Here is a 16,180-nt window from a genome sequence, read left to right as displayed (position 1 = left end):
CTATGCCACGAGAAGACTATCAGACGCAACTCGAAGACCTTCGAGAGAACGTCCTCTACATGAGCGAGGTCGTGATGGAACGCCTCCGGCTCGGTCTCAACGCCCTGGAGCAGAAGGACCGCGAACTCGCCCACGAAGTCATCGAGGGCGACGACGAGGTGAACGAACTCTACCTCTCGCTCGAAAAGGACTGTATCGACCTGTTCGCGCTCCAGCAACCGGTCGCAACCGACCTCCGAATGATCGCGGCGTCGTTCAAGATCATCACCGACCTCGAACGCATCGCCGACCTCGCCGTCAACCTCGGCGAGTACACGCTCGAAGCGGACCACGACGTGTTCCCCGAGGTCGATATTCAGGAGCTGGGCACCCTCACGCTCGACATGCTCGAAGTCACGATGGACGCCTACGCCGAGGAGAATTCCGAGGACTGCTACGCCGTCGCCGACCGCGACGAGGACCTGGACAACCTCTGTGAGCGTGCCAGCGCCCTCGTCGTCCGCGACCTCATCGAGACCGAACTCGAAGAGAACACGGAAGCGGAAATCGAGCGACTGCTGCAGGACGTTTCGCGCCTCCTCCTCACCATCCGCGACCTCGAACGCATCGGCGACCACGCCGTCAACATCGCCGCCCGCACGTTCTACATGGTCGAGAACGACGACGAGCTAATATACTAGCACCTTTTTCTGCGGTCGAGAAACGAAGCCAGCGCGAATCGCGCTGGCTTCGTCCGTCTCCCTGGAAAAATCTGCACCAAAAGCACAGCGTCACCCCCTTCGGCGCGTCGAAGACGCGCCTCCGAGGGTTCCTCGGCCCGGAAATCGGAGATTTTCCGGAGAGGGCGCTGGCCTCCGCGGTTTTGTCGCTGGCCGATTTTCGGTGGTTGACTCGTTTGCTCTTCCGTTCTGGGAACCACTATAGACAAAATATTTGTTTGATTACTACGGAATCAGTGCATGAAATCCCCGTCCCGACGGTCCCTCCTCCGACAGGTTAGTGTGCTCTCCGCAGGTGGTGTGGTCGGTGGATTGAGCGGTTGTTCGGCGCTCGCTCGACCCGAAACGACGCGTCTCGCGGAACTGATACTGCTCAATCTCGATGAATCCCCACACACAGTTCACGTTCGAATTTCTCGGGACGGTGAGCGAGTTCATACCGCAGACTACGCTCTTGACGAGGGTTCAGAGTTCGGAACTCGTGAAAATCCGGCACCGGTCATACAGGAGGAATGGATGTCCACGGCGGGTAAATACGCCGTCGCGGCGCGAGTCGATGACCGGACCGACTGGTACGAACATCGGTTTCCAGCGAAGAATCGGCAAGGAGATTGTTTTTCCGTGACCATCCGTATTCGTCAAGGCGGACTATTTGACATGCCGTCGAACGAAACGGATTCCTGTGGTAACTAAGCGGATAGCGAAGCAAATATCCCAGAATCAGCAGGGATACAGCCGTCGGTCGCTAGCATTCTCACCGCGAACGAGGCGAACGGCGTAGCCGTGAGCCAAGTGAGCGGGCCAAGCGACGACCAACGGGAGGAGCGCCGTGCTTTTGATGAACCTTTTACAGGGAGCCGTCAGAGACGACGACAGAAGTCGTCGTCTCTGACCGCGACCGTCGTAAAAGGTTCTATTGGAAACCGATGCGGCCGCCGGTCTGGCGCTGTGGGCCGGACGAACCGCCCTTGAACTCCTGTTCCATGTCGGCGTAGTAGTCGAGGAGGTCTTCCGTGACGGTGGCGCGGACGCTCTCCATCGCGGCGCGGAAGTGTCGCATCTCGACTTCCTCCGCGTCGTCGTCCTCGCGCAGGGCCTCGATTGCGGCCTCGCGGGCGATGGATTCCAAGTCGCTGCCGACGTAGCCGTCGGTCATCTCCGCGAGTTCGCGGAGGCTCACGTCGGGCGCGAGCGGGCTGTCCTCGGTGTGAATCTTGAGGATCTGCTCGCGGCCCTCCTCGTCGGGTTGGCCGATCATGACGAGGCGGTCGAAGCGACCGGAGCGGATGAGCGCCGGGTCGATCATGTCCGGGCGGTTGGTCGCGCCGATGACCATCACGTCGCCCTTGTCCTCCAACCCGTCGAGTTCGGTGAGGAGCTGGTTGACGACGCGCTCCGAGACGTTGCTCCCGACTTCCTGTCCCCGACCGGGGGCGAGGCTGTCGAGTTCGTCGAAGAAGATGACCGTCGGGCTGACCTGCCGCGCCTTGCGGAACGTCTGCCGGATGGCCTTCTCCGACTCGCCGACCCACTTCGACAGCAGTTGTGGGCCGCGCACGCTGATGAAGTTGGCGTTCGTCTCGTTGGCGACCGCCTTCGCCATGAGCGTCTTCCCGGTTCCGGGCGGCCCGTAGAGCAGGACGCCGGACGGCGGTTCGATGCCCATGCGCTCGAACTTCTCGGGCGAGGAGAGCGGCCATTCGACGCTCTCTTTGACTTGACTCTTGGCGTCTTCGAGGCCGCCCACGTCGTCCCACGACACCTTCGGGAGTTCGACCAGCACCTCGCGCATCGCCGAGGGTTCGACCTCGTTCAGCGCGCCGCGGAAGTCCTCGCGCTTGACGATCATCCGGTCGATTAGCGACGGCGGGATGGACTCCTCGTCGAGGTCGATTTCCGGCAGGTAGCGCCGGAGCGCCTTCATCGCGGCTTCCTTCGTCAGGCTCTCGATGTCGGCTCCGACGAAGCCGTGCGTGTCGTTCGACAGGCCGGGGAGGTTCACGTCGTCCGAGAGCGGCATCCCGCGCGTGTGTATCTGCAGAATTTCCGTGCGGCCTTCTTCGTCCGGCACGCCGATTTCGATTTCGCGGTCGAAGCGGCCGGGGCGGCGGAGCGCCGGGTCCACCGAATCGACGCGGTTCGTCGCGGCGATGACGATGACCTGTCCGCGCGCTTCGAGGCCGTCCATCATCGTCAACAACTGGGCGACGACGCGGCGTTCGACTTCGCCGGTCACGTCCTCGCGTTTCGGCGCGATGGAGTCGAGTTCGTCGATGAAGATGATGGAGGGAGACTCCTCGGCGGCGTCCTCGAAGATTTCACGGAGTTGCTGTTCGGATTCCCCGTAGTATTTCGAGATGATTTCCGGACCAGCGATGGAGAAGAAACTCGCGCTGGTTTCGTTGGCGACCGCTTTCGCCAACAGCGTCTTCCCGGTCCCCGGCGGGCCGTGCAGGAGAACACCCTGTGGCGGCTCGATGCCGAGCTTCTGGAATATCTGCGGGTGCTTCATCGGGAGTTCGACCATCTCCCGCACGCGTTGGATTTCGTTCTGGAGGCCGCCGATGTCCTCGTAGGTGATGCCGCCGCCGGTCTTCTCGAAGCCGGAAATCGGCTCTTCGCGCAACTCGACTTCCGTGTCCTCGGTAATGAGACAGACGCCCTGCGGGTCGGTTTCGACCGCGATGAGCGGGATTGCCTGTCCCGGCGACCGCATGAACGGGTGGTTCGTGCTCGACATGACGGGCACGATGTCGCGCTCGACGACCGGCCGCTTCAGGATCTGTCGCTTGACCATTCCGGCGGCGTCGCTGCCGAACTGGACGCTCGCTTCTTCCGGCGGTGCGAGGACCAGTTTGTCGGCCTTGTCGGCCTCCGCTTTGCGGATTTCGACGCGTTCGCCGATACCGACGTCGGCGTTTTGGCGGGTGAACCCGTCGATACGTACCGTATCGGTGTTCCAGTCCTGCCGGTCGGCACGCCAGACTTTCGCGGCGGTCGTATCGCCTCCTTCTATCTCGATTATATCTCCGGGGCTCAGCTTCAGATGCAAGAGCGTATCCGGGTCGAGACGGGCGATGCCGCGTCCCGAATCGTTCGGATACGCCTTCGCCACCTCCAGTTGCACTTCGTTCATGATTGTTCAGTCACGGGGGATAGTTGTGGATGATAGTTCGCGGGGCATAAGTCCTGTGCTACCGGGAGGTTTAGCCACGTCGCCGATAGCGATGGATGGTGCCCGCGTGCGATGACCGTCAATACGTGGGGGCAGTACAAAGGGATAGTGGTGGCGACACGACCGCAGGGGTTTTCGCGTCTCGGAACAGGAACGACGTATGAGAACGCTTGCGTTCGACGGCCGAATGGGGGCCAGCGGCGATATGATTCTCGGAGCGCTGCTCGACGCGGGAGCGAATCGGGACGCGCTGGAACCGGTCGAAGACGCCCTCGACGTGGAGTACGAGGTCGAAACCGTCGTCAAAAACGGGATTTCAGCGACGAGCGTCGCCGTTCTTCTGACCGACGGTGGGGACGAATCGGAAGACGGGGACGACAACGCACGCGACGACGGTCACGACCAGCACCACGGAAACGGGGAGATACACGACCACGGCGACCACCATCACGGGGACGACGGCGACCACGAACACGACCACGATGACGACGACGGCCATCACGGCCACGATGAGCACACACACCAGCACGACCACAACCATCACCACAACCACCAGCATGCCGAGGGTTCCGGTCCGGCCCGGACCTACCGCGAGGTCATCGACGTGCTCGAATCCATGGGTCTCGACGTCCCTATCGAACGCGACGCCAAAGCCGTCTTTCGAATTCTCGGCGAGGCGGAGGCGAGCGTCCACGACACCGACCTCGATTCGACCCACTTCCACGAGGTCGGGACCGACGACGCGATCGCGGATATCGTCGGCGCGTCCCTGCTGTTCGCCGACCTCGACGCCGACCGAATCGTGACGACGCCCCTGGCGACCGGCGGCGGCGAAGTCGGCATGAGCCACGGAACGTTCCCGATACCCGCACCGGCGGTCGTGGAAATCGCGGCGGGTGCGGACTGGTCGCTGTCCGGCGGCCCCGTCGAAGCGGAACTGCTCACGCCGACCGGTGCCGCGATTTTGGCCCACTTCGCCGATGGCGTCGAAACGCTTCCGACGCTGAACGTCGACGGCTCTGGATACGGCGCTGGCGGCCACGATTTCCCCGACCATCCGAACGTGTTGCGCGTCCTCGCCGGTGAGTCGAGCGGTGGTCTCGTGCGCGACGACATCACCGTCCTCGAAACCAATCTGGACGACGCCCCGCCGGAGGTGCTTGGCGGGCTTCAAGAAATCCTCGCGGACGCAGGCGCACGCGATGTCTCGATTCTCCCCGCGACGATGAAGAAGGCCCGACCGGGGCACGTCGTGAAGGTCGTCGTCAAACCCGAGGACGCAGAACGGGTCGCCCGGAAACTCGCCGAGGAGACCGGGACGCTGGGCGTCCGCGAGACGGGTGTCCGCCACCGCTGGATTGCCCACCGGGAGTTCGAGACGGCGACGCTGGAAATAGACGGAGAGGAGTTAGACGGAGGGGAATTCGACGTGTCGGTCAAAGTCGCCCGCGACGAGTCCGGGACGGTCTACGACGTGAGCGCGGAGTTCGACGACGCGCTGGCCGTGGCGACGGAAACCGGACTCGCGGTTGGTGAGGTTATGCGGCGGGCGGAAGGGACGATTCACGAAAACCTATAACCGACGATAGGTCCTCGTTCGAAGTATGGCTCGTGTGCGCGTCCAGTGTCCGTACGAGGGATGTGACGGCATGGACGAGTTCGAAACCGACCCCGAAAGCGAGGTCATCGCCCGAGAGAAGGGACACGTCGAGGTCGATAGATTCCAGAAAATCGGCAAGCAACTGCTCTCGGGAACCATCGTGAAGGAAGAACACCTCCAGTGTCCGAAGGACGAGTCGCATCAGTACACGGTTCTGGTCGAGCTATGACCGCCCGGGTCATTCCTCGCGGTGTTTCGCCAGCGCCTCCTCGATGGTCAACTCCCCGGCGGCGACCCGCCGGGCGAGTTCCTCGTCGATTTCGCGGTTGTCGGCCGACCGTTCGCGCGACCGGCGTTTGATGACGCCGAGTTCGCCCGCCGTCGGTTCGATTTCGCGCTCCTCCACGATTTCGCCCTCCAACCGTGCGATGTTGACCGCCGCGAGCACGTCGCCCATGCCGCGGGCGCCGGTGCCGAGGTACGGCGTCGTCCCGGTTTCGTCCACGAGTTCGACCCGCACGTCTTCGAGTTCGCGGATGAGTTGCGACCCCTGAAGTCGCGCGCCGTCGCCGATTCGAACCACGGGGTCGATGGCGTCCTTCGCCTCCTCCCGAACCACGTCCGCGGCGTCAGCGATGGGGACGTGGAACGACGCGACCACCATGTCGCCCGAGAGCACGGCGATTCCGGGTCGCGTTCCGGGGTCGATGCCGATGACGGTGCGGCCGTTCTCGCCGCGGAGCAGCCCCAACGCTTCCTCGACCGCTTTTCGGGGACGGTTCGGGTCGGCGACGACCACGGGTAGGTCGGTGGCGATGTCGTCGTCCGCACCGCGAATGACGATTCGAGCGCCGTCGGGGAGTTCGCCGTCCGGTTCGACCGTCGTGAACCGGACGCCCCTGTCGCGGAGTTCGCCCACCACGTCGTGGTACACTTCGAAGTCCTCGGTCGCAACGACGATTGTCACTACGCTCCCTTCGATCGGGTGGAATAAAGTCGGCTCGGTCTCCCCGAAAAACCGGAACCTTTTGCGTGAGAAGCGCCAAGCCCGGCATGTGACCGACGCCGAGAAACTGACGACAGGGTGCCCGCCGGTGGACGACTTGCTCGGGGGCGGCTTGGAGCGCGGAACCGTGACACAGGTGTACGGCCCGCCCGCCGCCGGGAAGACGAACGTCGCGCTGGGTGCCACGGTCGAGACCGCACGGGATGGCGGTACCGTGGTGTACATCGACACCGAGGGGCTGTCCATCGACCGCTTCGAACAGATCGCCGCCGCGCGCGCGGACGACGTGGACGAAGTTGCCTCCCGAATCGTCATCAAGGAGGCCCTCGATTTCGGAGAACAGCAGGAGGCAGTCAAGGACGTCTCCGAGTTCGCGGAACGGGCGGACCTCGTTGTCCTCGACAGCGCGACCGGATTTTACCGCCTCGAACGCGGCGACGACCGAGAGGGCGGCGAGGCGCTTCGCGGGGTCGCCCGCCAAGTGACGCACCTGCTTTCGCTCGCGCGCAAACACGACATCGCTGTTCTGCTGACGAATCAGGTGTACACCGACCCGGATTCGGACGGAACGCGGCCGCTCGGAGGGCATACGCTCGAACACTGGACGGGTGTCGTCCTCCGCGTGGACCGCTTCCGCGGCGGTAATCGCCGGGCGACCCTCGAAAAGCACCGGTCGAAACCCGCTGGCGGCCGCACTCAGTTCCGAATCACGGATACGGGACTCGAAGGCGCACAGGAAAGCGTTTGAGACGACGGAATCGACCGAGAGCCGGGACTTGCCGGTGAAACAGAAAAATCGCGGTGAACGACAGCGGGTCGGCGGACCGAACGACGCGAGTCGTGCGGTTACAGTTCGTTGAGTTTTCGGAGCAGTTGGCCTTCGTACTCGCGGTCGCTCTGGACGCCCTTCAGTTCGAGGACGTTGCGCTCCAACACGTCGCGGGCGACGTTGAACGCCTGTTCGGAACCGTAGCCTTCGCCGGTTCCGGCGACCTGTCCGCGGTTGGTGCGGAGGCGGATTTTACACTGGATGAGCGGCGTTCCGCGGAGTTTCTCCTTGTGCTCGTGGAATCGCACGTGCGCGTGGCGCACCTGCATGTCCTGATACTTGTCCGTGATATCCTCGACGCCCTCACGGATGTCCTGTCGGGAGATGGTGTCGAGCAGGTCGATGTTCGTTATCTGGACGTCCATGTGGTCCTCTTCGGTGTAGGTGAGGGCGCGAAGCACGTCGGTCTTCGTGAGGACGCCGCCGACCACGCGGTCGTCGTCCTCGGCCGTGACGACCAGTCCGGCGTAGTCTTTCTCGAACATGCGTTCCACCGCATCCTCCACGGTGTCGGTGAGCGAGATGGTTTCGACGGGGTTGTTCATCACGTCGTACACCGGCAGGTCGAGCATCCGGTCGCTGTCGCCCATCCGCTCGCCCGTCGTCGGTTTGTCCATGTTCCGGGTGACGAAATCCACGATGTCGTGAGTCGTGACCATCCCGGTGAGGTAGCCGTTTTCGTTCACGACCGGAAGCCGGGAGATGCTGTGCTCGCGCATGAGATTGATGACGCGTCCGAGCGTCGCGTCCTCCGGAATCGTGACTGGGTTCTCGGTGTAAATCTGCTGAACGGTGAGGGCGTCCAGATTTTCGAGGACGCCTTCGAGGATGATGTCCTCGTCGATGATGCCCCACAGTTGCCCGTCCTCGAAGACGGGTGCGACCTTGGTCCCGCCTTCGACGAGCGCGCGGGCGACGTCACGCACGTCGTCGGTACGGTTTACCTTCGGCGCGGGTTTCGTCAGCGTCGCCACCTTCGTCTGGTCCTCGATATGGGATTGGAGGAGTTGTTTCTGGGTGATGACACCGTTGTACGTGCCCGCTTCGGTGACCACGATTCCTTTCGGGTTCTCCTCTTCGAACATCGAGCGGGCTTTGCCCAGTCGCTCTTCCGCTTCGATTTCGAAGTAATCGGTGGTCGCAATGTTAGAGATATCCATCGGCATTTAGAATGACGAGGCCACCCGTCTTGAACTTTGTCGCGGAATAGGCATTTTGACGGGATTTTTTTGCACTACGCGTCGTAGACCGACCGTGCTCCCTGACATCGGCGCGGTGTTCGGTCCCTACACGTACATTGTCAGCGAACTGGTGTTCGGCTCGTTCGCGCTGTGGTTGCTCGTTCGAGCGGACGCCCTCACGCGCGCCGGGAAAACCATCCTCGTTCTGTATCCGTTGGCCTACGTCTGGGATTGGTACACCCTTACTATCGGCGTGTTCGCCATTCCACTTCGAACGGGCATCGAACTGGTCGGTATCCCCCTCGAAGAGCACATTTTCATGGTCGTCGTCCCCGCACTCGTGCTGGGGATTCACGAGAACCTGCACCGTCGCTGAGAGGTCGCCGAAAAACCGCCAGTAACTGGCGATTACCGCATGACGGCGGCGAGGTAAAATTCATTTCTCGTCGTCCGTAACCGGTCGTTTACGGCTGGTAAATGGTGAATAACAAAGAACAAACCCGGCAATGTTCGAATCCATGCTGGGTTACGAGCAAGGGGTGGCATAGTAATGAGCACAATCGGTGATTCCTCCGGCACCGGGGACAGCGACACCGGTAACGAAACAAGCGAGGCGGACTCGACGGTTGCGAAACAGGTCTCGGATATCCTCGATTCGAATCGCTCGAACGACGAACGCGCGACGCCGCTCTCCCGCGATATGGTCTTCGACGTATTGAAAAATCAGCGACGACGGTACGCCCTGCACTACCTGAAGCAGGCGGACGAAACCGTCCAGTTGAGCGACCTTGCGGAGCAGGTCGCCGCGTGGGAGAACGAAACCACCGTCGGCGCGATTTCGGCGGCCGAGCGAAAACGAGTCTACACCGCGCTTTACCAATCCCACCTCCCGAAACTCGACGACGCAGGAATCGTGGATTATAACCAAAACAGGGGTATCGTAGAACTCTCCACGGCGGCCGAGCAACTCGACCCGTATCTCGAAACGAACACGCGGGACGACATCTCGTGGTGCAAGCGATACCTCGGCATCGCGGCCATCGGATTCGCACTCCTTACCGCGGCGTGGCTCGAAATCCCGCCCCTCGCGGGAATCGGCGACATCGGACTCGCGCTCCTCGTCGTCGTCGCGTTCACCATCGTCGCCGTAGCGCACACCTACGACGCACGACGCGCGCCGACGACCGGCGAGCAAGCACCGGAAATCGTGGACGACTAGGGGGGTCCGTTTCTCCTTTCTTCTCCGCTCTTCGACGGGCGACGGAAGACCGACGGCGACCGACTATCGAAATCGGAAATCGCGTAACCAGTCCCGACGATTTCTCGAAACTCTCGTTACCGCGCGGTAGACTCCCCGTGAGTGCCGTCGGTATCGTCGAATAGGTTCTGTTTCAACACGCTCATCATTTTCACAAAGTAGATACCGACAGGCGTGAAAAATCCGAGCATGTCGCACCTGATAAAAGACGGCGGGTTCTCAAGTCGTCCGAACCTCCTCGACCCCATCGCCTTCGGAGCCATCGGCGGCGGCCTGATGCGCGAGGTCCACAAGCGCGGCGTCCGAGAGGGTGCGCCCGTCGCACGCTGACATGGTGTCCCACGAAAACAAGGTCATCCTGTTCGCCATCCTCGTCGCCCTGCCGGTGACGCTGGGGGCGCTCCGGGTGGTCAACGACTACTGGTTCGACGTCCCCGCGTGGGCCGGTGGGGCCGCCGTGATTCTCGTGGCCGTCATCGTCCCGCAACTGTACCTCGGCTATTCCGAAGGCTAGCCGGTATCAAGATTCCCGCCGCTCGTTCGCGTACCTGTCGATTTTCGATTCATTCAGGACCAATAGAATTAACTCACCGGGACGTGATACGTCGGACGAAGCAACAGGGTTTTGCCAAACGGCCGGAGGTGGAAGCTCCGACCCTGCTTGCTTCGACGGACTCGAAGCATGTTCACAAATGATTCTGCGCAAGAAAAGAGTACCGCTCAGCGACCGCTCCCGAAAACCTGCCCGCGCTGTGACGAGCGGGTCTCGATGATAACGGTCACGGACCCCGAGTACATGCGGGTGTGGCCGTGCGGCCACCGGATTCCGGTGTAGGACGTTCCGCGAGTCGAGTTTATTTTTTGCCGAAATGGCCTCGTCACCCGAATTCCTCGTCGTCGGGTGGAGAGCGAAGCAGTCAACGCTCTATTTCTGTTCTCCGCTCACGGACGGCCGTCGAGTTTCGACAGGCTTAACAGCGTTATTGTGCAATGTCCACAATACAGCCCAATACCGAAATGGTCCATTGGGTATCCAACAACCATGCAACGCAGAACGTACCTCTCGAAGCTCGGTGCTGTTGCACTCGCTGGCGGAGCCGCCGCCGTCGCCACCACTCCTGCGTCCGCGCAGGACAGTTACGACATCGAACTCGCGCCGGACACGACGATTTCGTACGCGAAGACGTATCTCGGCGAATCGCTCATCTACGCGGACCTGCCGGATGGTAGCACGTACTACCTGTTCCAGAACTACAGCCAGTGCTGTCAGGTCGATGACGTCGTGATGGTCCTCTCCGAGACCGGCGAAGTGCTGTACCTCGAAAGCCTCGACGGCGTGCTGTACACCGAAGACCAGATCGGGCAGATGGCGGACCGTATCGGCGAGATGGCGGACCGCATCGTCTACACCGAGGAACTCATCGTCGAAACGGAGTATCTCATCGTCGATGTCACGAAGTACACGCAGGACAGCGTTCTCCAGTTCGTGGATATGCTGAATCCGCTCAACCTGTTCTGACCGACCGAAAACCGCGATTCGACCACGTTTTTACCCCGGAGCTATCGATTGTTCGGAGTCCCAACGCTCGGTCGCTGGGGTCGGTGTGAGTGTCGTGTCTCGCCACGCTCTCGCTGTGATAATGTGTTATATGTACAATACTGTGGCGAAAACACACGGATTTAACCCCGAAGCATCACGGTCCGACTCGGATTCGTTGCTTCGACAGCAACCGCTGAAAGAGTAGGTCCGTAGGTGTTTGAATAGGGTTTGGGCAGATTTGAACCTCGCCGAGACGTTCCTGCTCGCTCCACTTCGTTGCGCTCCGCGGGCTTTCGTCTCGTCTGGTTCAAATCTGCCAAAGAAGATTTTCCGCGCTACCGCGACTCGCTACGCTCGTCGGTTGGTAGCGCGGAAAAGTATGGGTTTGGGCAGATTTGAACTGCCGGCCTCCTCCATGTCAAGGAGGTGTCATAACCAACTAGACCACAAACCCAGTCGGCTTCGTTTGAACGCATTCATCAGTTACCCGCAAGGGTAATTGAATGTTTCGAAACGCGCCTCCGTCCCTCGGTTTTATTCATGACCCTCCCGACGACAGCTTTAAGTTGATGTACGTATGTGTTCATTACAACCCAAACACGTTCATTGGTGTTCCACTATGCAGGATTACATCGAACTCGTCACCGACGGGCAGGACCTCACGATATCGCAAGCACGGGAGGCGGCGACGGCCGTCTTCGACGGGGCAACGGAGGCTCAAATCGGCGCGCTCCTCACCGGATTGCGGGCCAAGGGGGAGACGGAGGCCGAAATCGCCGGTTTCGCGCAGGGGATGCGCGGGGCGGCGCGGACGATTTCGCCCGACCGGACGCCGCTGGTGGACACCTGCGGCACCGGCGGCGACGACTACGACACCATCAACGTCTCGACCACCTCGGCCATCGTCGCCAGCGGCGCGGGCGTTCCGGTGGCAAAACACGGCAACTACTCCGTCTCCTCCTCGTCCGGGAGCGCCGACGTGCTCGACGAGGTGGGCGTCGTCGTGGATTCCGAACCGCCCGCGGTCGAGCGCGCCATCGAGGAGCAGGGAATCGGCTTCATGCTCGCGCCCGTGTTCCACCCCGCGATGAAGGCCGTCATCGGCCCGCGCAAGGAACTCGGCATGCGCACCGTGTTCAACGTCCTCGGACCGCTGACGAACCCCGCCGGGGCGGACGCGCAAGTCGTCGGCGTCTACGACCCCGACCTCGTTCCCGTTCTGGCCCGCGCCCTCTCCCACATGGACGTCTCCCACGCGCTCGTCGTCCACGGCTCCGGCATGGACGAAATCGCGGTCCACGGCGAGACGACGGTCGCCGAAGTCGAAGGCGGAACCATCGAGGAGTACGCGCTCTCCCCGACCGACCTCGGCGTCGAGGAACACGACGTGTCCGCCGTCTCGGGCGGCACACCCGCCGAGAACGCGCGGGACCTCGAAGGAATCGTGGAGGGAACCGTCGGCGGGGCCAAGCGGGACATCGTGCTGGCGAACGCCGGGGCCGCGATTTACGTCTCCGGGCAGGCGGATTCGCTCGCGGATGGCGTCGAACAGGCCCGAAACGCCATCGACTCGGGACGCGCTGGCGAGCAACTGTCGGCCATGACGGGGGCGCTGTCGGCATGACGCGCGTGAAAATCTGCGGCCTGACGGACGAGGACGACCTCGCGGCCGCCGTCGATGCCGGGGCCGACGCCATCGGCCTGCTGGTGGACGTGCCGGTCGATTCGCCGCGCGAGATACCCCCCACTCGGGCCGCCGAACTCGCCCGCGAAGTCCCGCCGTTCGTCTCGACTGTCCTCGTAACGATGCCCGAGACGACGGAGCGAACCGTCGAAATCGCCGAACTCGTCGAACCCGACATCGTACAGGTCCACGGGACCAGCGTGGGCGACCTCGCGTACCTCACGGCGAACGTGGACGCGAACGTGGTCTGTTCCATCGACCCGTCGACCGACCGCCCGGAGCGGTACGACAGCGTGGCCGACGCGCTGTTGCTCGACGCCGCGGAAACCGGCGGCACCGGCGAGACCCACGACTGGGACCGTGCACGGGAGTTGACCGAATCGCTCTCCTCGCCGGTCCTGCTGGCCGGGGGACTGACCCCGGAGAACGTCGCGGACGCGGTTCGGGCGGTCGAACCCTTCGCCGTGGACGTGGCCAGCGGCGTCGAATCGACCGGCGGGCGAAAGGACCCCGACGCCGTCGAGTCCTTCATCACGAACGCGAAACAGCGCCAACGGGCGGTTCTCCAACGATGAACCGGGACGAGTTCGAAACGCTGGCGACCAGTGGCCACGATGATAACGACGGCACCGATAGCAACGGCGGCGACGATAGGAACGACGGAGACGGAAATCACGACGGCGCGGTCGTCTACGTCTCTACCGACCTCGACGTGTCCATCGACCCGCTGGCGGCGTATTCGGTTCTCGGCGGGGAAAAGTACGATTTCCTCCTCGAAAGCGCGGACAAAATCGCCTCCAGCGACCCTTCCGGCGCGTTCGACGCCGAACGGAACGACGGGTCGAGGTCCGCCCAGACGAGCCGGGCGCGCTACTCCTTCGTCGGCTACGACCCCGCCGCGGTGATTTCCGTCGCCCCGGGCGAAACCCGCGTGGAAGTGTTGAACGACGAGTGGGAGTCGAACCGGTTGGACGAGGGACCGAACCGGACGGGCGGCGACCCCCACGCCGACCGTGACGTCCTCGACGCGCTCCGCGAGACGCTCCCTGACGCACCGCGTCGCGGGTTCCCGGACGGCGAAGGGTTCTGTGGCGGGCTGGTCGGATTCCTCGCTTACAACGCCGTCTACGACCTCTGGTTGGACGAACAGGGTATCGACCGTCCCGAAACCGACCTGCCCGACGCGCAGTTCGTCCTGAGCACGAAGACCCTCGTCTTCGACCACGTGGAAGGGACGCTCTCGCTCGTGTTTACGCCGCTCGTGTCGTCGGACGATGACATCGACGACCGCTACGACGAGCTGGTCGCGGAGCGCGAGCGCGTCGCCGAGCTCCTCGAAGCGGCGAACCAGCCGTCGTTCGGCGAGTACGACCCGACGGACGGGACGGCCGGGCCGCAAGCGGAGTACGAGGAGGCCGTGAAGCGGGCGAACGAACACGTCGCGGCGGGCGACATCTACCAGGGCGTCATCTCGCGCAAGCGGACCGTCGAGGCCGACATCGACTCGCGGGCGCTGTACGCGGCGCTTCGGGACGTGAACCCATCGCCGTACATGTACCTCCTCGGCCACGACGATTTGAGCATCGTCGGCGCGAGTCCAGAGACGCTGGTGTCGGTACAGGACGGCGAAATCGTCTCGAACCCAATCGCCGGAACCTGCCCCCGCGGCGGGAGTCCGATGGAGGACCGCCGTCTCGCGGGCGAACTCCTCGCCGACGAAAAGGAGCGCTCGGAACACGCCATGCTCGTCGATTTGGCGCGAAACGACGTGCGCCGGGTCGCCGAGTCGGGGAGCGTCCGCGTCGAGGAGTTCATGAACGTCATCAAATACAGCCACGTCCAGCACATCGAGAGCACCGTGACGGGAACGCTGGCCGAGAACCGCGACGCCTTCGACGCGGTGCGCGCCTCGTTCCCCGCGGGGACGCTGACGGGAGCACCCAAAATCAGGGCGATGGAGATAATCGACGACCTCGAACGGACCCCCCGCGGCGTCTACGGCGGCGGCGTCGGTTACGTCTCGTGGACGGGCGACGCCGACTTCGCCATCGCCATCAGGACGGCGACCGTCTCGCACGGACCGACGGACGAAATCACGGTGCAGGCGGGGGCGGGAATCGTCGCCGACAGCGACCCGACCGCCGAGTTCGAGGAGACCGAACAGAAGATGGGCGGCGTGCTCGCCGCGCTGGAGGCCCTCGAACAACCGCCGGAGACGGAACTCGCGGAGGTGCCGAAATGACTCGCGTGCTGTTCGTGGACAACTACGATTCGTTCACGTACAACCTCGTGGAGTACACCGAGGACGCGCTCCGGGCCAGCGGCGCGGCGTTCGAGACGAAAGTCGTCAAGAACACGGCCTCGCTGGACGACATCCGCGACTTCGACCCCGACGCCATCGTCATCAGTCCGGGGCCGGGCCATCCCGCGAACGAGCGCGACGTGGGTGTCACGGCGGCCGTGCTCCGCGAACTCTCGTCCGACATCCCGACGCTCGGCGTCTGTCTCGGACTGGAAGCCGCGATCCACGAGTACGGCGGTGAAATCGGGAGGGCACCCGAACCGGTTCACGGCAAGGCGTTCCCCGTCGAACACGACGAGAAGGGGGTTTTCGAGGGAATCGAGCAGGGCTTCCGGGCCGGACGGTACCACTCGCTCGTGACGACGAGCGTCCCCGACCCGTTCGAGGTGAGCGCGACGACGACCCACGACGGGACGGAACTCGTGATGGGGATTCGCCACCGCGAGTACCCCATCGAGTGCGTGCAGTTCCACCCCGAGAGCGTTCTCACGGCGTGCGGCCGGGAGCTAATTGGGAACTTCTTCGCGTCTTATATCGTCAGTACGCCCGCCGCGTAGAGTGCGGCGGCAACGAGGACGCCGACGATGACGACGCGAAAGAGGATGCTGATGGCGAATCGGATGGCGGCGATGAGGAGGATGACCGCGATAACGGCCACCACGATTCCGACGGGTTCGATGGCGAGGGGAAGCATGCGAGAAATGACTCCCTACTGAATCGTAAACGTATCGGTGGTGTCGATTCCCGAGCGACCGAAAATCGGCCGACGTGACCCGAGTAACGGGACATTACCGCGGGAATGTTCGGCATTCCGGTCACTTTCGCTCCGGTCTGAACACTCTTATATTCCTCCGCGCCTTACTAGTGGATAGGCCGAAGAAAATTC

Annotated in this window: 18 protein-coding genes and 1 tRNA gene; 14 read left to right on the top strand and 5 right to left on the bottom strand. The window is 62.9% G+C overall.

Annotated elements, in window-relative coordinates; genetic code table 11:
- Nucleotides 1-2 precede the first annotated feature (2 nt).
- Nucleotides 3-680, top strand: a complete 678-nt coding sequence (phoU, locus tag B208_RS0107765) for a phosphate signaling complex protein PhoU (protein WP_007983712.1) — start codon at nucleotides 3-5, stop codon at nucleotides 678-680.
- Nucleotides 681-1,632: 952 nt separating this feature from the next.
- Here phoU and B208_RS0107760 read toward each other — a convergent pair.
- Nucleotides 1,633-3,855 (bottom strand): CDC48 family AAA ATPase, encoded by a 2,223-nt coding sequence (locus tag B208_RS0107760; RefSeq protein ID WP_007983710.1) that lies wholly within the window; start codon nucleotides 3,853-3,855, stop codon nucleotides 1,633-1,635.
- Between the two features lie 199 nt (nucleotides 3,856-4,054).
- On the opposite strand from B208_RS0107760, the gene larC reads away from it, so the two are divergent.
- Nucleotides 4,055-5,473: a nickel pincer cofactor biosynthesis protein LarC gene (gene larC, locus B208_RS0107755; protein ID WP_007983708.1), complete on the top strand. Its 1,419-nt coding sequence runs from the start codon at nucleotides 4,055-4,057 to the stop codon at nucleotides 5,471-5,473.
- A gap of 25 nt (nucleotides 5,474-5,498) precedes the next feature.
- Nucleotides 5,499-5,723, top strand: a complete 225-nt coding sequence (locus B208_RS0107750) for a hypothetical protein (RefSeq protein ID WP_232423749.1) — start codon at nucleotides 5,499-5,501, stop codon at nucleotides 5,721-5,723.
- 9 nt (nucleotides 5,724-5,732) lie between these two features.
- On the opposite strand, the gene B208_RS0107745 is transcribed toward B208_RS0107750, so the two are convergent.
- Nucleotides 5,733-6,461, bottom strand: coding sequence for a RuvC family protein (locus tag B208_RS0107745; protein ID WP_007983703.1), 729 nt, complete (start codon nucleotides 6,459-6,461; stop codon nucleotides 5,733-5,735).
- Nucleotides 6,462-6,549: 88 nt separating this feature from the next.
- On the opposite strand from B208_RS0107745, the gene radB reads away from it, so the two are divergent.
- Nucleotides 6,550-7,248 carry a DNA repair and recombination protein RadB gene (gene radB / locus B208_RS0107740; RefSeq protein WP_007983701.1) on the top strand — a complete coding sequence of 233 codons (699 nt, stop codon included), beginning with the start codon at nucleotides 6,550-6,552 and terminating at the stop codon, nucleotides 7,246-7,248.
- 98 nt (nucleotides 7,249-7,346) lie between these two features.
- Here radB and B208_RS0107735 read toward each other — a convergent pair whose 3' ends face one another.
- On the bottom strand, nucleotides 7,347-8,489 hold the full coding sequence (locus B208_RS0107735) for a CBS domain-containing protein (RefSeq protein ID WP_007983699.1): 1,143 nt from the start codon (nucleotides 8,487-8,489) through the stop codon (nucleotides 7,347-7,349).
- 94 nt (nucleotides 8,490-8,583) lie between these two features.
- On the opposite strand from B208_RS0107735, the gene B208_RS0107730 reads away from it, so the two are divergent.
- The 6 genes from B208_RS0107730 to B208_RS0107705 all read left to right on the top strand — a co-directional run bounded on the left by B208_RS0107730 (nucleotide 8,584) and on the right by B208_RS0107705 (nucleotide 11,287).
- Nucleotides 8,584-8,886 (top strand): lycopene cyclase domain-containing protein, encoded by a 303-nt coding sequence (locus B208_RS0107730; RefSeq protein ID WP_007983697.1) that lies wholly within the window; start codon nucleotides 8,584-8,586, stop codon nucleotides 8,884-8,886.
- A gap of 174 nt (nucleotides 8,887-9,060) precedes the next feature.
- Nucleotides 9,061-9,729 (top strand): DUF7344 domain-containing protein, encoded by a 669-nt coding sequence (locus tag B208_RS0107725; RefSeq protein ID WP_007983696.1) that lies wholly within the window; start codon nucleotides 9,061-9,063, stop codon nucleotides 9,727-9,729.
- Nucleotides 9,730-9,957: 228 nt separating this feature from the next.
- Nucleotides 9,958-10,098 carry a hypothetical protein gene (locus B208_RS24275; protein WP_007983692.1) on the top strand — a complete coding sequence of 47 codons (141 nt, stop codon included), beginning with the start codon at nucleotides 9,958-9,960 and terminating at the stop codon, nucleotides 10,096-10,098.
- A gap of 1 nt (nucleotide 10,099) precedes the next feature.
- Nucleotides 10,100-10,282, top strand: coding sequence for a hypothetical protein (locus tag B208_RS0107710; protein ID WP_007983691.1), 183 nt, complete (start codon nucleotides 10,100-10,102; stop codon nucleotides 10,280-10,282).
- A 168-nt stretch (nucleotides 10,283-10,450) separates the two neighbouring features.
- Entirely contained in the window at nucleotides 10,451-10,603 is a 153-nt protein-coding gene (locus B208_RS23790) for a hypothetical protein (protein WP_154652473.1), read from the top strand.
- A 207-nt stretch (nucleotides 10,604-10,810) separates the two neighbouring features.
- Complete coding sequence (locus tag B208_RS0107705) at nucleotides 10,811-11,287, top strand: hypothetical protein (protein WP_007983689.1); 477 nt, start codon at nucleotides 10,811-10,813, stop codon at nucleotides 11,285-11,287.
- A 401-nt stretch (nucleotides 11,288-11,688) separates the two neighbouring features.
- On the opposite strand, the gene B208_RS0107700 is transcribed toward B208_RS0107705, so the two are convergent.
- Nucleotides 11,689-11,762: transfer RNA gene (locus B208_RS0107700), tRNA-Val, on the bottom strand.
- Between the two features lie 165 nt (nucleotides 11,763-11,927).
- Here B208_RS0107700 and trpD point away from each other — a divergent pair.
- From trpD to trpG, 4 genes are read left to right on the top strand one after another with little or no spacing between them, the layout of a single operon-like run.
- Nucleotides 11,928-12,932 carry an anthranilate phosphoribosyltransferase gene (gene trpD / locus B208_RS0107695; RefSeq protein WP_007983687.1) on the top strand — a complete coding sequence of 335 codons (1,005 nt, stop codon included), beginning with the start codon at nucleotides 11,928-11,930 and terminating at the stop codon, nucleotides 12,930-12,932.
- Complete coding sequence (locus tag B208_RS0107690) at nucleotides 12,929-13,567, top strand: phosphoribosylanthranilate isomerase (protein ID WP_007983686.1); 639 nt, start codon at nucleotides 12,929-12,931, stop codon at nucleotides 13,565-13,567. The genes trpD and B208_RS0107690 overlap by 4 nt, the downstream gene beginning before the upstream one ends.
- Nucleotides 13,564-15,234: an anthranilate synthase component I gene (gene trpE / locus B208_RS0107685; RefSeq protein ID WP_007983684.1), complete on the top strand. Its 1,671-nt coding sequence runs from the start codon at nucleotides 13,564-13,566 to the stop codon at nucleotides 15,232-15,234. Before B208_RS0107690 ends, trpE begins: the two co-directional genes overlap by 4 nt.
- The gene (trpG, locus tag B208_RS0107680; RefSeq protein WP_007983682.1) at nucleotides 15,231-15,851 is read left to right on the top strand and encodes an anthranilate synthase component II; all 621 of its coding nucleotides are present in this window, start codon (nucleotides 15,231-15,233) and stop codon (nucleotides 15,849-15,851) included. Before trpE ends, trpG begins: the two co-directional genes overlap by 4 nt.
- Here trpG and B208_RS24270 read toward each other — a convergent pair.
- Nucleotides 15,824-15,988 (bottom strand): hypothetical protein, encoded by a 165-nt coding sequence (locus tag B208_RS24270; protein WP_007983679.1) that lies wholly within the window; start codon nucleotides 15,986-15,988, stop codon nucleotides 15,824-15,826. The genes trpG and B208_RS24270 overlap by 28 nt on opposite strands.
- Nucleotides 15,989-16,180: the final 192 nt, after the last annotated feature.

It is taken from the genome of Haladaptatus paucihalophilus DX253, assembly GCF_000376445.1.
GTDB classification, from domain to species: Archaea; Halobacteriota; Halobacteria; order Halobacteriales; family Haladaptataceae; genus Haladaptatus; species Haladaptatus paucihalophilus.
The sequence above is the reverse complement of the archived record's forward strand: the minus strand, read 5'-3'. Positions and strand labels throughout refer to the sequence as shown.